Annotated in this window: 13 protein-coding genes and 1 pseudogene; 9 read left to right on the plus strand and 5 right to left on the minus strand. The window is 45.4% G+C overall.

Annotated features, from left to right (window positions below):
- The coding region (locus tag B7992_RS11780; protein WP_088666354.1) for an FISUMP domain-containing protein at positions 1-885 on the plus strand (885 nt) is incomplete at its 5' end.
- A gap of 349 nt (positions 886-1,234) precedes the next feature.
- On the opposite strand, the pseudogene B7992_RS11785 reads toward B7992_RS11780, so the two are convergent.
- Positions 1,235-1,546, minus strand: a pseudogene (locus B7992_RS11785) (BsuBI/PstI family type II restriction endonuclease); the annotation flags it as partial.
- An 83-nt stretch (positions 1,547-1,629) separates the two neighbouring features.
- Between B7992_RS11785 and B7992_RS11790 the strand changes: the two are divergent.
- Complete coding sequence (locus B7992_RS11790; RefSeq protein WP_217897605.1) at positions 1,630-2,637, plus strand: DNA cytosine methyltransferase; 1,008 nt, start codon at positions 1,630-1,632, stop codon at positions 2,635-2,637.
- Between the two features lie 11 nt (positions 2,638-2,648).
- Complete coding sequence (locus B7992_RS11795; RefSeq protein WP_088666355.1) at positions 2,649-3,641, plus strand: BsuBI/PstI family type II restriction endonuclease; 993 nt, start codon at positions 2,649-2,651, stop codon at positions 3,639-3,641.
- Between the two features lie 719 nt (positions 3,642-4,360).
- On the opposite strand, the gene B7992_RS11800 is transcribed toward B7992_RS11795, so the two are convergent.
- The 3 genes from B7992_RS11800 to B7992_RS11810 all read right to left on the minus strand — a co-directional run bounded on the left by B7992_RS11800 (position 4,361) and on the right by B7992_RS11810 (position 7,428).
- Complete coding sequence (locus B7992_RS11800) at positions 4,361-5,698, minus strand: ATP-binding protein (RefSeq protein WP_088666378.1); 1,338 nt, start codon at positions 5,696-5,698, stop codon at positions 4,361-4,363.
- Between the two features lie 414 nt (positions 5,699-6,112).
- Entirely contained in the window at positions 6,113-6,964 is an 852-nt protein-coding gene (locus B7992_RS11805; protein WP_088666356.1) for a nucleotidyl transferase AbiEii/AbiGii toxin family protein, read from the minus strand.
- The gene (locus tag B7992_RS11810; protein ID WP_176421936.1) at positions 6,961-7,428 is read right to left on the minus strand and encodes an abortive phage infection protein; all 468 of its coding nucleotides are present in this window, start codon (positions 7,426-7,428) and stop codon (positions 6,961-6,963) included. The genes B7992_RS11805 and B7992_RS11810 overlap by 4 nt, the downstream gene beginning before the upstream one ends.
- Positions 7,429-8,061: 633 nt before the next feature.
- Between B7992_RS11810 and rhuM the strand changes: the two genes are divergently transcribed.
- The 6 genes from rhuM (at position 8,062) to B7992_RS11840 (ending at position 13,586) form a co-directional block, all read left to right on the plus strand.
- Positions 8,062-8,952 carry a RhuM family protein gene (gene rhuM, locus B7992_RS11815; RefSeq protein ID WP_088666358.1) on the plus strand — a complete coding sequence of 297 codons (891 nt, stop codon included), beginning with the start codon at positions 8,062-8,064 and terminating at the stop codon, positions 8,950-8,952.
- Positions 8,953-9,137: 185 nt separating this feature from the next.
- The gene (locus B7992_RS11820) at positions 9,138-10,208 is read left to right on the plus strand and encodes a carboxymuconolactone decarboxylase family protein (protein ID WP_217897606.1); all 1,071 of its coding nucleotides are present in this window, start codon (positions 9,138-9,140) and stop codon (positions 10,206-10,208) included.
- Between the two features lie 11 nt (positions 10,209-10,219).
- The gene (locus B7992_RS11825) at positions 10,220-10,963 is read left to right on the plus strand and encodes a flavodoxin (RefSeq protein ID WP_217897607.1); all 744 of its coding nucleotides are present in this window, start codon (positions 10,220-10,222) and stop codon (positions 10,961-10,963) included.
- A 55-nt stretch (positions 10,964-11,018) separates the two neighbouring features.
- Complete coding sequence (locus B7992_RS11830) at positions 11,019-11,387, plus strand: putative quinol monooxygenase (RefSeq protein ID WP_217897608.1); 369 nt, start codon at positions 11,019-11,021, stop codon at positions 11,385-11,387.
- A gap of 182 nt (positions 11,388-11,569) precedes the next feature.
- Positions 11,570-13,003, plus strand: coding sequence for an alpha-amylase family glycosyl hydrolase (locus B7992_RS11835; protein WP_176421937.1), 1,434 nt, complete (start codon positions 11,570-11,572; stop codon positions 13,001-13,003).
- A 16-nt stretch (positions 13,004-13,019) separates the two neighbouring features.
- Positions 13,020-13,586, plus strand: a complete 567-nt coding sequence (locus tag B7992_RS11840) for a TetR/AcrR family transcriptional regulator (RefSeq protein ID WP_088666361.1) — start codon at positions 13,020-13,022, stop codon at positions 13,584-13,586.
- A 2-nt stretch (positions 13,587-13,588) separates the two neighbouring features.
- On the opposite strand, the gene B7992_RS11845 is transcribed toward B7992_RS11840, so the two are convergent.
- Positions 13,589-14,938, minus strand: a complete 1,350-nt coding sequence (locus B7992_RS11845; RefSeq protein ID WP_088666362.1) for an ATP-binding protein — start codon at positions 14,936-14,938, stop codon at positions 13,589-13,591.

Raw genomic sequence — 14,938 nt, forward strand, 5'->3', positions numbered from 1 at the left:
AAATCCAGCAGCAGTTCGGCTAAGTCCAGTTCCTCTGTGAACTCCTCATCAAGTGTCAAATCTAGCAGCAGTTCTTCTGCGAAGTCTTCGTCATCAGTTGCATCAAGCAGTAGCGGTGAATATGTTCCTTTTGACCATTCGAAGCCTCTTCTTGCGGACAGTATTCATTCTGGGGCCTATAAAATTTATGAAGATACTCGTGATGGTCAGCGTTATTATTACTTAACCATTAACGGAAAAAGACGCGATGGAACACAAGGATCTGTGACTATCTTCGCTCAAAATCTTAATTATGGGAAACAAATAGTGGGTAATAAAAATCAGGATGATGACAATAATCCAGAAAAGTACTGCTATGACGATGATTGGACAAGGTGTGATGAGTATGGAGGACTATACCAATGGGCTGAAACGATGAATTTACCATTTGAATGCAATACAAAAAGTTGTGCAAACTTAATACAAGACACAATTGATGCAAAGGGTTTTTACCAAGGAATTTGCCCGGATGGTTGGCGGTTGATGACTTATGATGATTATGAACTTATTTATAGGAGTTCGGATAAAGGTGCGATTGGTATTCGTTCGCAGTATACCTTTAAGGGATCTAATTACACCGGTTTTTCCTTGGTTGGTGCGGGGTATCGGCATAGTAAAGATGCTTCAGGTTTCGAAGGTCGGCTGACGGTTGCCGCTTGGTATTATCCCGCTGAAGTAGATAAAAATAAAAATTTGTCTACTAGCGAAGAATTTAATGATTCTGATGTATTTCCTAGTGCAGGGTATTCTTATCAAAGCAAGGATACACAATCGCCAAATACCGCTCATACCGATTCTAAGCTATGGGGACTTTCTGTCCGCTGTGTGAAGGTTTATCAGGAATAATTCAATCGGAGCCTAGACAGAGACTGCTTTGCGTTATACAACCATTGAGGTCGATGCGTCTAAAAAATCAGCAAGGAAAATTTGCTCGTGATGACTGCAAAATCGGCATCCATCAACAGCGCAAGATTTGCATAGACACACCGACGGAAGCCGACATAAAAGCCTTCAAGAAAAACATCCCTGTCGGTTCCACATTGCTTTCGCGTTAGGCCCCGCAGCCCGCATGGGTGGGAGCTTCGCTCCTTGACATTTCGCCTCAGCAATGGCTATGCAAGCATAGCCGCTGCATTCGGCTCTGGGTCAATCGGACTCGCGCGGCGCTTGCCGCTTGAAAATCAAAGGTGAAGAATTATTTCCTTGGCCCCATGAACTTATCTCCATTCAAATGAATCATGTGATCCGGAGACTCGGCCAGCCATACTTCTGTTTCCCATGCCAGCATTTCGGAGAACTTTTTGAAGGTTTTAAAATCAAGGAATGCTGTTGTATAAATTTTACCAGCAGACACATTTTTAGTCATTTCTTCAAGTTCTTTAATTCTTTTTGGATCCATTGGGCCTACAGATGTTACTGCTTCGACAAAGTAAATCCAGTCTTTCTCCTCAGAGTAAAGAACAACATCAGGCATTTTGTCATGCAATGTAATTTCAAAGCCTAACGCCATCAAAAATGCAAATTTGGCGATTTCTTGAAATAGAAAAAAAACTTTTTTGATTTTTTTTATAAATTTATTAAGGAATAAAATTGAAGAAAAACATGTGTTACATAGACGACATTAATAATTTAAAGCCCAAGCAATCTGAACCAGCGGTAGTTCTAGACCTCTTTGCTGGTTGTGGTGGACTGTCCTTGGGCTTTGAAGCCGCCGGTTTTCGAACTATAGGTTATGAAATGGTTCCGGCAGCGGCAGAAACATATCGTAAAAATCTTGGTGGCGAGTGTTATTGTCAAAAACTTGAGGTGGGACAAGAATACCCACATGCGGACATCATCATCGGTGGACCTCCTTGCCAGCCGTTTAGTATACGAGGAAAACAGAAAGGAATGGAAGACGCTCGAGATGGCTTTCCTATTTTTATCGATGCCGTGAAACGTGTTCAGCCTAAAGTATTTCTTTTCGAAAATGTCCGCAACATGATGTTTTCTCACAAATGGTATCTTGACTTGGTTATGGGGGAACTTCGTAAGTTGGGCTACATTGTAGAAGCCCAGTGTGTCAATGCAGTAAATTATGGAGTTCCTCAAAATCGAGAGAGAATCATTGTTGTCGGGCACAAGGCAAAGTTTAACTATCCAGAAACCGAAACAACAAAGGTAACTGTTGGCGATGCTATAGGGGATACCATGCATGATGAGGTGGAGAACAGCAAGTTTCTTACTCCCGCTCAGGATGCGTACATTGCTAAGTACGAGAAGGCCTCGTCCTGCGTGAATCCGCGTGATTTATATGCGGACAGACCCGCTCGCACTATAACTTGCCGTAATCTTGCTGGAGCGACAAGTGATATGCAGCGAGTTCGCTTGCGAGACGGTCGTCGTCGTCGAATAAACCAGCGAGAAGCTGCTCGCCTACAGAGTTTTCCTGATTGGTTTGAATTTTGCGGAAACGAAACTCAACAATTTACACAGATTGGAAATGCAGTTCCCCCAATGTTGGCTTACAAAGTCGCCCTTCAGTTGAAAAAAACGTTTCACATGGAAACGCTTTCTCCGAAGGCTATCGCAATCCACAACAATATGCCAAATCCCTAATTTTTTGAACTATGACCATCGTAACAACAGGCAACAAAACAGAAAAAGTAAAGAAATTAATCTTTGCAATGCTTGACATTTTCGAGGCTACCGAGATAAACCTTGAAAACTTAACAGATCGTAGAAAAGAAAAAATGGCTTGTGCTTGCCTAGCCGTTGCTGGGATAAAGTGCGCGTTGAAAGAAGCGCGTTCTATGATGAATGGCATATTTTTGCGTACTAGAGATATAATAGCTTTTGAAAACGAGAACTATGGTGAAACGATTGCCATGGGATCCTATGATGATGTTAGACGCAAAGATTTAAGGCCTCTTATTGAGTTGGGATATGTCGTAAATTCAGCAGACTTTGACATGTCTGCAACAAATAATCCTACACGAGGCTATGCTTTAAGTGCACCGTTCTGCAAGTTAGTGCAGTCTCACGGAACAAAGACATGGAAAAAGACTCTTGCCGTGTTTTTGGAAATGCAGCATAAACTTCGAGAAGAATTAGAACGAAGGCGTGCTTCAGAAAAAGTTCCCGTAACACTGCCATCTGGATTAAATCTTGAATTGTCTGCCGGGGAACATAACATTCTTCAGAAGCGAATTATTGAAGATTTTCTTCCAGAATTCGGAATGGGAGCTCAAGTTCTTTATGTGGGAGATACAAGCAATAAATATCTTTTCCGTGATGACAAATCCTTGAAATCCTTAAATTTCTTTGAACTTGAACACGATGAACTTCCAGACATTATTGCCTATTCAAAAGAGAAAAATTTACTTTTCCTGATTGAGGCGGTTCATAGTTCTGGACCTATGAGTGAATCTCGCATCGCATCTCTAAAAGGATTGTTGAAGAAGTGCTCTGCTAACATAGTATTTTTTACAGCATTCCTTGATATGAAAGAATTTCGTAAATGGCTAACCCAGATTGCATGGGAAACGGAAGTTTGGATTGCAGATATCCCTCACCATTTGGTTCATTTCAATGGAAGCAAATTCTTGGAAGTATATAAGTAATTTGCAGGGACAAACCCCATCAAAGTACCATTTGCCTTGAAATATTCTGCCCGCTGTTTCTTTTCGGCAAGAATATCCTTCAAAAGTTTTTTGCTTCGGATGTAGTAAACTGCTTCATAGCATAATCTTCATCTATAATATAGGAGGACTACAAAATCGGCATCCTTCAACAGCGCAAGATTTGCATAGACACACCGACGGAAGCCGACATGAAAGCCTTCAAGAAAAACATCCCTGCCGGTTCCACATCGCTTTCGCGTTAGGCCCCGCAGCCCGCATGGGGTCGGACTCGCGCGGCGCTTGCCTTGTGCAGTTGCAGGTCGCGCGAGGCTGAACGAACGACTCGCATCGCGAGTCGATAGCGCAAGAGGGCCGGCCCGCCAGGGCAACGCCCAAAACATCGCCCCCTGTCGCCTATAGTTTGCAAAGTGAAATTTTTTCGCGCCCCCGCCTTGACACCGCCCAAACTTTTGTATAAATTTAGTAGTGAACAAAAGAACACAAATCAAGCCGTCGCTTTTTTAGCCTGTAGCGACGGTCGGAAAAAATGAATAGAAAAATCAAGCCCATCGAGGAGTTGACCATCAGGGACAACTTCATGTTCGTAAAAGTCTTCAGCGACGAGGAAATCGCCGACGAAGTCTGGGGATAAAACCTGCTTATTAGTTTTCCTGAAAAAGCCCGCGCTCAAGTAGCGTGGGCTTTTGCTAATCGGTCTGTTATAGGAACATGGCCATATACAAAGGCAGGTGTGTCACTCCATCCTTTATCATGACATCCTTTGGGTATAATACGAATCTTTCTCCAAGTCTGTTGCCAAACTTTGTACAGAACTTGTCGAGGGAAGAGTGCTTCTTGTAGGTGGAAGACTTTACTTCGATAGGTGATATCCGTTTGTGATTCGAAATCAGGAAATCGATTTCCATGTTGTTTTCACGGTTTGCGGAATCAACGCGAGAGTAAAAATACAGGTGGTGGCCGTTACAGCGAAGCATTTGCGCAACGATGTTTTCCGTCAGCATCCCTTCGTTCACGTTCAGCTTGTCCAGTAAAACAGACTTGTAAAGAATGTTGTCTGCGTATTCGTCATCGCGAAATGCCTGGGTTACTAAAAGTCCTGTATCGCCCATATAACATTTTTGCGTCGTGTAGTCGGTGCTCATGGATAGTCCGACGCTTGGGTCTGTGGCGTTCACGCATCGATTCACCATCATGGCCTTGTCTAGCCATACGAATGCGTCTTCGTACTGTCGCATGCGGGCGTTCTTGTTGATGTCAGCCAGCTTGAATTTTTTTTCTTTTTTGGAAAGTTGTCCGGGAATATCCTTTAGAATGGAATATACTCGTTGCTCGTCGTTCCCTGCGTATTTTCCCACATCGGCAAGATACAGCGAAAGAATCTGTTTTTTTAGATAGTCTGCTTCGCCAAAATTACCCGTGTTCATGTACGCTTCGACAGCCTGGGGCATTCCGCCAACAAGCATGTACTTGCGAAAATCGTTTAGAACTTTGCGGTGTAGCGCTTGACCCAAGGGTTTCCTCTTTTCAAAACAAGTCTTCAAAAAAGGTACCGTGGCATGGTCGCCTGCTGCCCAGAGGAATTCCTCAAAGTCCATAGGAAACATTTGCAGATGCACTTCTTCAGATGGAATCAGGATGTCCTTCACATTCTTGTATAGCGAAATGAGGGAGCCGATTTCCATGTAATCGTATCGGCCGTCCTTCACAAGCTGCTTTATCAACTGCCTTGCAGGTGGGTACAGCTGGACCTCGTCGAATATGACAACGCTTTCTCGCCGGAAAAGCTGCACTCCGTATATGGCGGACAGCTTGGCGAAAAAAATGTCAAGGTCGTGACGGTCTTCTTGAAAGCATTTCAGTGTTCCGGGACGAGGATACGAAAAGTCAATAAGCAGGTAGCTTTTGTATTCTGCCCTGGCGAAGGCTTCAACTGCATAGCTTTTGCCGATTCGCCTTGCGCCATCGACAAGTAGGGCGGACTTACCCTTTGAACGATTTTTCCAGTCCCTGAATTTTTCGATTATTTTGCGTTCCATAATAAGTATACACGAAAGTGCAAGTAGTAATATATGAATTTCTACACGAAAGTGCAAGTTGTGTATGGTGAATTTCTGCACGAAAGTGCGTTTTCTTTGTAGTATTTTATAGTAAAAGCCTATAACGTGAGCTGAAAATTAAGCTCTGCTAGATAATTGCTTGCGTGGCGCCTAAGCTGCGAAATTACTGTAAAAATGCTTGTGAAACGAACCGACAGGGCAGGTTATAAGTTACATTTGTGCAGTAACAATACAGCAGGTCAACGGGCTTACAAATTACAACTTATTTGCTAAGCGCACGTTTACGCCTAGCAGAGCTTTCATTTTAACCTTTATTCATCTTTCAATTACATCAACCTACTAAAAAGATAGGAAATTGAAAGCGAAAAAACAAATTTATAGATTATCTCCGGTTTAATAAGTGGATAAAGCTTGCTTTACGATTGCTTCGATCGAGGCGCAGACCTCGGCAAAGGAATATCTATTTGCTACAGAGAAAGTCTTTTGGTATCGTTGCCAATATTCCGCCAAAATCTCACTGTCCTTGATGCTGCGAAGAATTTCGGAGGCTTCGTTCAAGACTGCGGCATTGTTACGGAAATTTGCGGTTTCGCTTATTGCAATGCTTAAAGTTTCCACGCTGATTTCGTTCGCCAGCATTTGCCAAATGGAATGGACGTCGAAGAAATCTTTCATCCTTGTATTCGCGACGCCCATGACGAGAATTGCGTTCAATTTTTCCGCCAATAGCGTTTCCAAGTTGTAGGACTTGAGCGTTGTTGCGGTATTGCCGAACAGGGACGGGAACGACATCTCAATTTCATGCGGCGTGATTCTGTCGCCGACAGTTACATCCATAGCAAACGGAATCGAAAGTGTTTGGCAAATTGCGTTCAGATGAATTCTAAGGCCTGAATATTGATTCTTTTCACGAATCGTTTCGATTCCTTTAATGCTGAAGGAAAAATCGTCGTCTAAATCAATTTGAACGATTTCCTGGAGAATTTCTCTAATGGAATTTTCGTCCAGCTTCCTATGACAAAGTGTTGCGTCAATGTCCTTTGTTGTTCGGGATTGAAATCCTAGTTTTGCCGTTACAAGAAGCCCGCCCTTTAAAATGAAATTCTCTCGATAGGCGGAAGCTTCCAGACGCTTGAGAAACATCTCTATTGCATACAGGGTGTTTACCGACTGCGGTGTCAAGGACTGTTCCTGCGCAATCTTTTTCAGTTTGTTTTTCAACTGCATCACATTGATAGCGTTCATAGGAGTGCCTCCACATAGGGGCGGATTTTATCATGCATGCCGAACGAATTCGCGATTGAAAAAAGTTTGTTCAAGTTTTTGTCGGCGCTCGCCATGTACACCTTTATGGCGTTCAAGAAAAGTTCGGGGTCACCCTTGTATTTGAGCATGTCGCACAAAGTTCGTTCGATGCTGTAGGCTTGGACCATGTTGCCGTTGGGCGTCTTTACGGCGCTGATTTCCGCATCGTATCGGTCTTGTATCAGGATTTTGCAGGCGATACCGAATTTTTTTGCGGCAGATGTATTGTACCCCTTTGGGAATGTCATTTCCAATTGTTGTGGAACACGGTCGCTAAGACCCCATAGATAGAGTGCCGTGTTGAACGCAAAAACTCCCTTTGGATACTTGTACTGGGCGGTAAGGAACTCGTCGGAAAAATGGTCTGGTACTATGTACACGCCACGATTGTCTCGAAGCAGCATACCGTCTTTAACACAGTCAAATAACGCTCTGCACGGAATTCCGAGAAGAGCCGCGTCTTTTGCAGTAACAACGCCATTTTGCTTTGTTGCAAGATCTAGAACTTTCGATTTCTCTGACATAGCGATGAATATTTATGATAACTTTTTTAAAATAATATACACAAATATTCAATATTCGTCAAGTGGCCGTTCCCCCGGCTCCCGGGACACGCACAACAGAACCGCCGCCGGGGTCGGGCTGTCGCGTTATCACGGCAAGGTCGCTTCGCCAAGGTCCCTGAGCATGTCGAAGGGCCGAAGCGCCCCTGCCGTGTCCGTTCAGCCTCGCGCTCCAGGCAACATCACAAGCCAAGCGTCGCGCGAGTCCGAACCGTGGCCGGCTTCCATCCCTAACGCAAAAATGCAGGAAAACTAATTTTTTGGCGTTTTCCGACGACCTCGTTTAAAAATCGATAGAATGTGAAGAAAAATCGACATTAGAGGTTGGGGAAACCTAAAGATAGCAAGTTAAAAGTTAGGCTCTCCTTCTCATTTCCCCATAAACGCGGTAATCGGAAAAACCCAATTTAGTAGTGAACAAAAGAACACTGATTAAACTGTCGCTTTTTCAAGCCTGTAGCGACTGGAGGAAAAATGGATAAAGCAGTTTCTGCCAATAATGGCGAAAAGAACGAAATCATTGTATATCAGCCGGAGGGCGGCGAATTTCACATTGAAGTTCGTGTAGAGAATGAAACCGTTTGGCTTACGCAGGCTCAGATGGCAGAATTATTTGATGTTCAGCGTCAAGCGATTACGAAACATGTCAAGAATATTTTTGAGAGTCATGAACTAGAGGAAAAGTCAACTAGTTCCATTTTGGAACTAGTTCAGAAGGAGGGCAATAGAAATGTCCTCAGAAAAGTTGCTTTATACAATCTTGACATGATTATTTCCGTAGGTTTTAGAGTTAATGCCTTAAAAGGTATAGAATTCCGTCGCTGGGCAAACCAGGTTCTCAAGGAATATTTGCTTAAAGGCGGCTCCGTAAATCAGCGGCTAATTTCTCACGAAAATAAGTTGGAAAATCATGATTCCAGGCTTTCGTCCCTTGAAAAACAGGTCGATTTCTTTGTCAAGGCGAACTTGCCGCCGAGCGAGGGAATCTTAAACGCAAAATCCTGGTGGAGCGGGTATGAATTTGCGGCGCAGTTGGTGCGTTCCGCAAAAGAAGAAATCGTCATTATCGATCCGTATGCCGATGATGTTACTCTTTCTTTAGTTGCAAAGAAGGCCGAAGGTGTTAAAGTTTTCGTGTATTCGGCTCGCATTAATAGAACCATGAATGAGGAAGCGGCAAGGTTAAATCGGCAGTTCCCGACCGTTGAGCTTCGCAACATGCGTGATGTTCACGACAGGTTCATCATTGTAGATAGTACGATTTACCATGTAGGAGCAAGCATCCGCGATTTAGGCGACAAGCTAACCGCATTTTCTGTACTGAGTGCAATCTCAAGGGAACAACTTTTAGAAAGCGTGAAATGAATAACCGTCGCTTTTTTATTCACGTTTCAAACAGGCTCTGCACAAGAACGCACTATAATTACCGCATAAAAAGTTACAAAATGGTAGAATTTTATAAATTTTCATATATAAAATCTGTGTTTTTGGTAGAAATTCATTTGTTTTGGGTAGTGAATTAAAACTAGTCTTTTGGTAAATTCATAACTATGAAAACTGCATTCTTTAAAACATTCGTAAAATCCATGGGCGCGGCGGTCACAATTTCTGCCGCATTCGCCACCACCACAAACGCACAGATTATGAAAAACGTTCTTACCGTTCAGCAGCAGGACATGGCTATTATCGCCTGCCTGGAAGCCAAGGGCGACTTGGCAAAACTTAGCAAGGCCATCGACAAGGGCCTGGACGACGGCCTCACCGTAAGCCAGGTGAAGGAAGCCCTTTCCCAGCTTTATGCCTACACCGGTTTCCCGCGCTCCCTGAACGCCCTCGGAACTTTGCAGAAGGTTCTGGATGAACGCAAGGCCGCCGGCAAGAAAACCGCCGAAGGCAAGGACGCATCTCCCCTGCCCAAGAATTACAACTCCCTGAAGGCCGGTACCGAAGTTCAGACGAAGTTGTTCGGCAAGGTGAACAATACTTTCGTTCCTGCAACGGATTACTACCTGAAGGCACATTTGTTCGGCGACATTTTCGCCCGCGACAACTTGACTATGCCGGAACGCGAACTGGTGACAGTTGCTGCCCTCAGCGGCATGGACGGCGTTCACCCCCAGCTGGCTGCGCACAAGGCTGGAGCAAAAAAGGCAGGCCTTACGGATCAGCAGGTTGAAAGCATTACCATGACTTTGCAGGATGCCAAGTTGATTCCTGGCATGTACGGCGGAGATTCCCCGTGGCCCCGCGGCGTACCTAACGTAAATTACGCAAAGTACTTTATCGGCAACAGCTATGTAGCTCCCATGAGCGCCGAAAATGGCGGCCCCACCAACGTGACTTTTGAACCGGGCTGCCGCAACAACTGGCACGTGCATCACAACCAGGTGCAGGTCCTGATTGCTGTTTCTGGCCGCGGCTGGTATGTGGAAGAAGGCAAGGAACCTCTTGAAATGACGCCGGGTACTGTGGTGGCCATTCCCGAAGGCAAGAAGCACTGGCACGGTGCCGCCAAGGATTCCTGGTTCCAGCACTTGACTTACCACACCCACGTTGGCGAAAACGCCAGCAACGAATGGTTGGAACCTGTAGTTGACGAAGTGTACAACAAACTTCCGTAATTGAGGGTGGCATGAAAAAATTGCTGTTCTTGTTGAGCGTGACGGCGGCGTTCCTCCTGAACGCCTGCGGCGATGACTCCAGCTCTAATGCAAAGGATGATGTTGCAGGTTCAAGTGAGAGCATCGTAGAATCTTCTGCAACAGAAACTGCGAAAAGCAGTTCCAGCGAAGTTGAAAACATTGCAAGTTCATCTAGCGAGAGCGTCGCGGATTCTACAGGCGCGGACGAACCTACTGTTGACTTCGCAACTTCTGAAAAGATGCTGGTCGCTTACTACTCCTTCACCGGGAACAGCAAGGCTATCGTAGAAACCTTGACAGGAATGATTTCTGCCGATGTGGTGGAAATCTCTCCTGTGGAAAAGGCTGATTTCGCAGCCAACAATTACGCCATCGGCGACGCCCTTATTGACGCCATCAACAAGAATCCCGATGACGAAAGCAGCTACCCCGCCATCACCGCAAGCGTCGAAGTGAGTTTCGCAAACTACAGCGAGGTGATCATCGTTGCGCCTCTCTGGTGGAGCAAAATGGCCGCTCCCATGCAGACCTATCTTTTCAAGAACAGCAAGGAACTCGCAAATAAAAAAGTGGGCCTTATTGTCAGCAGCCATTCCAGCGGAATCAGCGGCGTAGAAGCCGACGCCAAGCGCTTGCTTCCCGGCAGCAACTTCACCGCAAGCCTTTCTATAAAGGCTACAGATTTCTCTAGCCGCGAAACCAAAATCGCAGACTGGTTGAAAAAGGAATTTTGAGAATATGAAAAAACTTCTATTTTTCTTCGTACTTCTTCTAGCTTTAGGAACGGCTATGGCAAAGACTAGTCAAGTGAAAAAGCAGCCCTTTGAAAGCGACCGCATCGTTCGCCTGTCCTACATTGAGATTCACCCGGAATATCACGACCAGTACATGGCCATGGCTCTTGAAGTCGGTGCCACCAGCATGCGTACGGAACCGGGCGTTATCTGCATGTATCCCATGGGCCTTAAGCGCGACAAGAATGCTCTATACATTCTTGAAATCTACGCCAGCCAGGACGCCTACAAAAAGCACATCGCTTCGGAACATTTCCAGAAGTACAAGCAAGGCTCCCTCCACATGGTGAAGCATCTTGACTTGATTGACACCGACCCGTTAAACCCGCTGATGTCCATCAGCTCTGAGATTGCGGACAAGTAGAACAAAAAATGAGAGAGATAAGAAGGAGTGCGAAAGCGTTCCTTTTTTTTATACGCCCACTGCATTTTCCTAATTCGAAGTCTCTTTTTCGGAAATTTTCACTCTCCCCTTGCAAATGTACCAATCGGTATACTATATTTGTAATATACCGAACGGTATATGTAATTTTTAGGGAGGTTCCCATGAGGCCGAATCACATTTATCACGTTTTCCCGCTGGGAGCATTACGTAATGTCGCCGATGGCGTCATTTCCAACGCAAGCACGAATCACGTGCCCTACCGAAACATCCGCGTGCTCACTAGCCTTATTCCTCACTTGCAAAGCTTGCGGGCTGATTCCATCTTGCTGGGTCCCGTTTTTAAAAGCGAGACCCACGGTTACGACGTGACGGACATGTACCAGCTGGACCCCCGCCTAGGAAATAACGAAGACTTGAAGCAGATGGTTCGCGATTTCCACGACGCAGGCTTCCATGTGTTTTTTGACGCCGTGTGGAACCATTCCTCCAGACATCATTTCGCCTACAGGGACCTTCGGGAAAAGGGGCAGAATTCCCCTTATGCGGGCTGGTATCGCAATCCGCGATTCAATACGCCCAACCTTTGCGGAGACTCCTTTACGGTGGATTGCTGGGCCGGCTTTCAGGAACTGCCAGCGTTCAACCTGCGAAATCCCGAAGTGGAGCGAGAACTGATTCATTGTGCAGAATACTGGATGGATGAATTTGGCATTGACGGAATCCGTATTGACGCCGCGGAGGATATGGATTTAGATTTTCTGCGACATCTTGCAACCGCCTGCCACCAAAAGCGTGCGGATTTCTGGATGATGGGAGAAGTGGTTTTCGGAGATCCCAGGCGTTGGCTTGAGGTGGGCCTGAATTCCGTGACCAACTACCAGACATATAAATCCTGCTGGAGTTCCCTGAATGACGGGAACATGTTTGAACTGGCCTACAACTTGAATCAATTTTTTGATGACAAGAGCGGAACCTGCAAGGGCACGAGACTCCAGCTTTTTAACGAGAATCATGACACCAACCGCATTTACAGCCAGCTGAAAAATAAGCAGGACAATTTCGTTCAGCATCTGCTGTTCTATACCATGCCGGGAGTGCCCACTATTTATTACGGCGAGGAATTTGGTTTGGAAGCAATTAAGGGCGATTGCGACGACTGGAATTTGCGTCCCTCTATGCACATCGAGCAGGGACACATTCGTTTCGATAATTACCCAAAGTCCGTGAGTAGACAATCTACAAACTCTACGGACAAAGAAAATCTACTTTCCGAAATCCGTCACCTGGCAGGCGTCCGCTTGGATTGCGACGCCTTGCGCGATGGCGGCTATCAACAGGAATTCGTTCACTCCCAACAATTGGCCTTCTGGCGAACACACCAAAATGGTGATGCCCTTGTTCTTATAAATCTCCAGGACGCACCCGTTCAATTTGAAATTGACTTGCGCAGATATTTTACGCGCACGCCTCAAATGAATTCCTTAAAAAATCTGCGAGACCTTCTTTCCAACGATTTCATCAAAATCAGCAACGGCAAAATTACCGTCATAATTCCGCCCAAGTGGGGCCGCATCCTTGTACCTAGCGGTACATAAAAAGTATATTTGAATCATGACCACAAAAGAAGTTTTATTACAGCAGGCTCTGGTCCTTTTCCGCAAGGAAGGCTACGACGCCACCGGCGTGCAGAAAGTTGCCGATGCCGCAGGTGTAGGCAAGCCCACGCTGTACCATTACTTCGGAAACAAGCGGGGCCTTTTAAACGCCCTGCTCACCGCCCATCTGGAAAACTTCTGGAAGGGCTTTGAAACCGCCGCGACCTACAATCGCGACATCGTCAAAACTTTGGAACAAGTCGCCCGCGTCTATTTTGAATTCGCCAAGAAGGACCCGGAATTTTACGCCTGGTTCTTGTGCATGAGCAACACCCCTACCGAAGGTGACATCCACGATGAAGTCCTCCCCCTCTGTGAAAAACAGTGGACTGCGCTCTCAGAACTTTTCCTTGCCGCAAGCAAAGATCACGGCAACATGAAGGGTCGCCATCAGCGTTACGCCTACACATTCCTCGGCATCATCAACGCCAGCATCCAGGCCTATTTCAGCGGCCTTATAAAACTAAATGACAGGGACGTTTACGACACCTGTCATCAGTTTATGCACGGAATTTTCTCGTAGTTCTAAAATTCAACCTTGATTTCCGTTCCCACGCCAACAATAGATTTCATCTCTATTTTTGCGTGATGAACTTCGGCCACATGCTTTACGATGGCAAGGCCAAGGCCCGTTCCACCCGTTTCGCGGGAATGGCTTTTATCTACACGGAAGAACCGTTCAAAAACACGGTTCTTGCAATCGTCGGGAATGCCAATACCATTGTCCATAACAGAAACGGAATTCTTGGAAACGATCACATCCACCTTGCCGTTTTCATTGGTGTAACGGATGGCATTATCCACCAGATTGTAGATCAATTCAAAAATCAAGTTTCCATTGCCTTTAATTTCTGAATCTGCGTCGCCTTGCAACGAAAGCATGATATTCTTTTTATTGGCATTAAGCGCAAGGACACTAATGCAGTTATCGGCCACACTCCACAAATCCACAGATTCATTGAGATTGATTGTACGTTCACCAGGCTTGTCCAATTTGGAAAGGGTCATGATGTCGTTGGTAATGGAAAGCATGCGTTTTGCTTCGCTATGAATTTTACCCGCAAAACGAACAGTATCTTCCGGCTTGGCGATTCCGGTTTCCAGCATTTCCGCATAGCCAGAAATTGTCGTAAGCGGGGTCTTTAATTCATGGGCGGCGTTGGCCGTAAACTCATCTTTTAGACGGGCTGTTTTCTGCTCCTCATCGTGAAGCTTTTCAATGGTAATGGCTAGCTCGCGATTCTTATTCCGAATGGTCTTTACAAAAGGAGCAATTTCTTTATACAGGCAGTCATCATCAAGGATTTCAGCATCATCTAATTTTTCGGATAGTTTCTTAATAGGCCGCACGAAGGCTCTGCTGAGTCCAACCGCAATGAGTATAGAAACAACAATGATAACGCCAATCAGTCCAAGTAAATAAGGAGTGGTCCTGGAAATCGCCTGCTGGATATTAGCCTGACGCATACCAAGGCGCAATATATTTCCATCAGAAAGTTTCAAGGCATAATAATAGATGTTCGCATCCAAAGTCACCGAATGGCGCATTCCCTTTCCGGAGCCAGTTTCAAACGCGGAAATCACCTCGGGTCGACGCAGATGATTTTCCATCTTACTGGATTCCCGATCACTTTCAAATAGAACATTCCCTTCTTTGGAAATCAACGTGATGCGTAATGAATCCGTCGTGAACTTTTTCAATTCCTTCGTAGGAGTCTGGTTATACGCGGCTTCAATCAAATGGGCATTTTGGCGTAAAGAATTTTGAAGCTGTTCTTCCATGGTCTCTTCAAAGACTTGGACAGAAAAATAAACAGCAAAAATGGTAGCGAGTACGCCCACATAAATCAAACTCATTCGGATTCGTACTTGCAT

This window comes from Fibrobacter sp. UWH1 (genome assembly GCF_002210365.1).
GTDB lineage: Bacteria > Fibrobacterota > Fibrobacteria > Fibrobacterales > Fibrobacteraceae > Fibrobacter.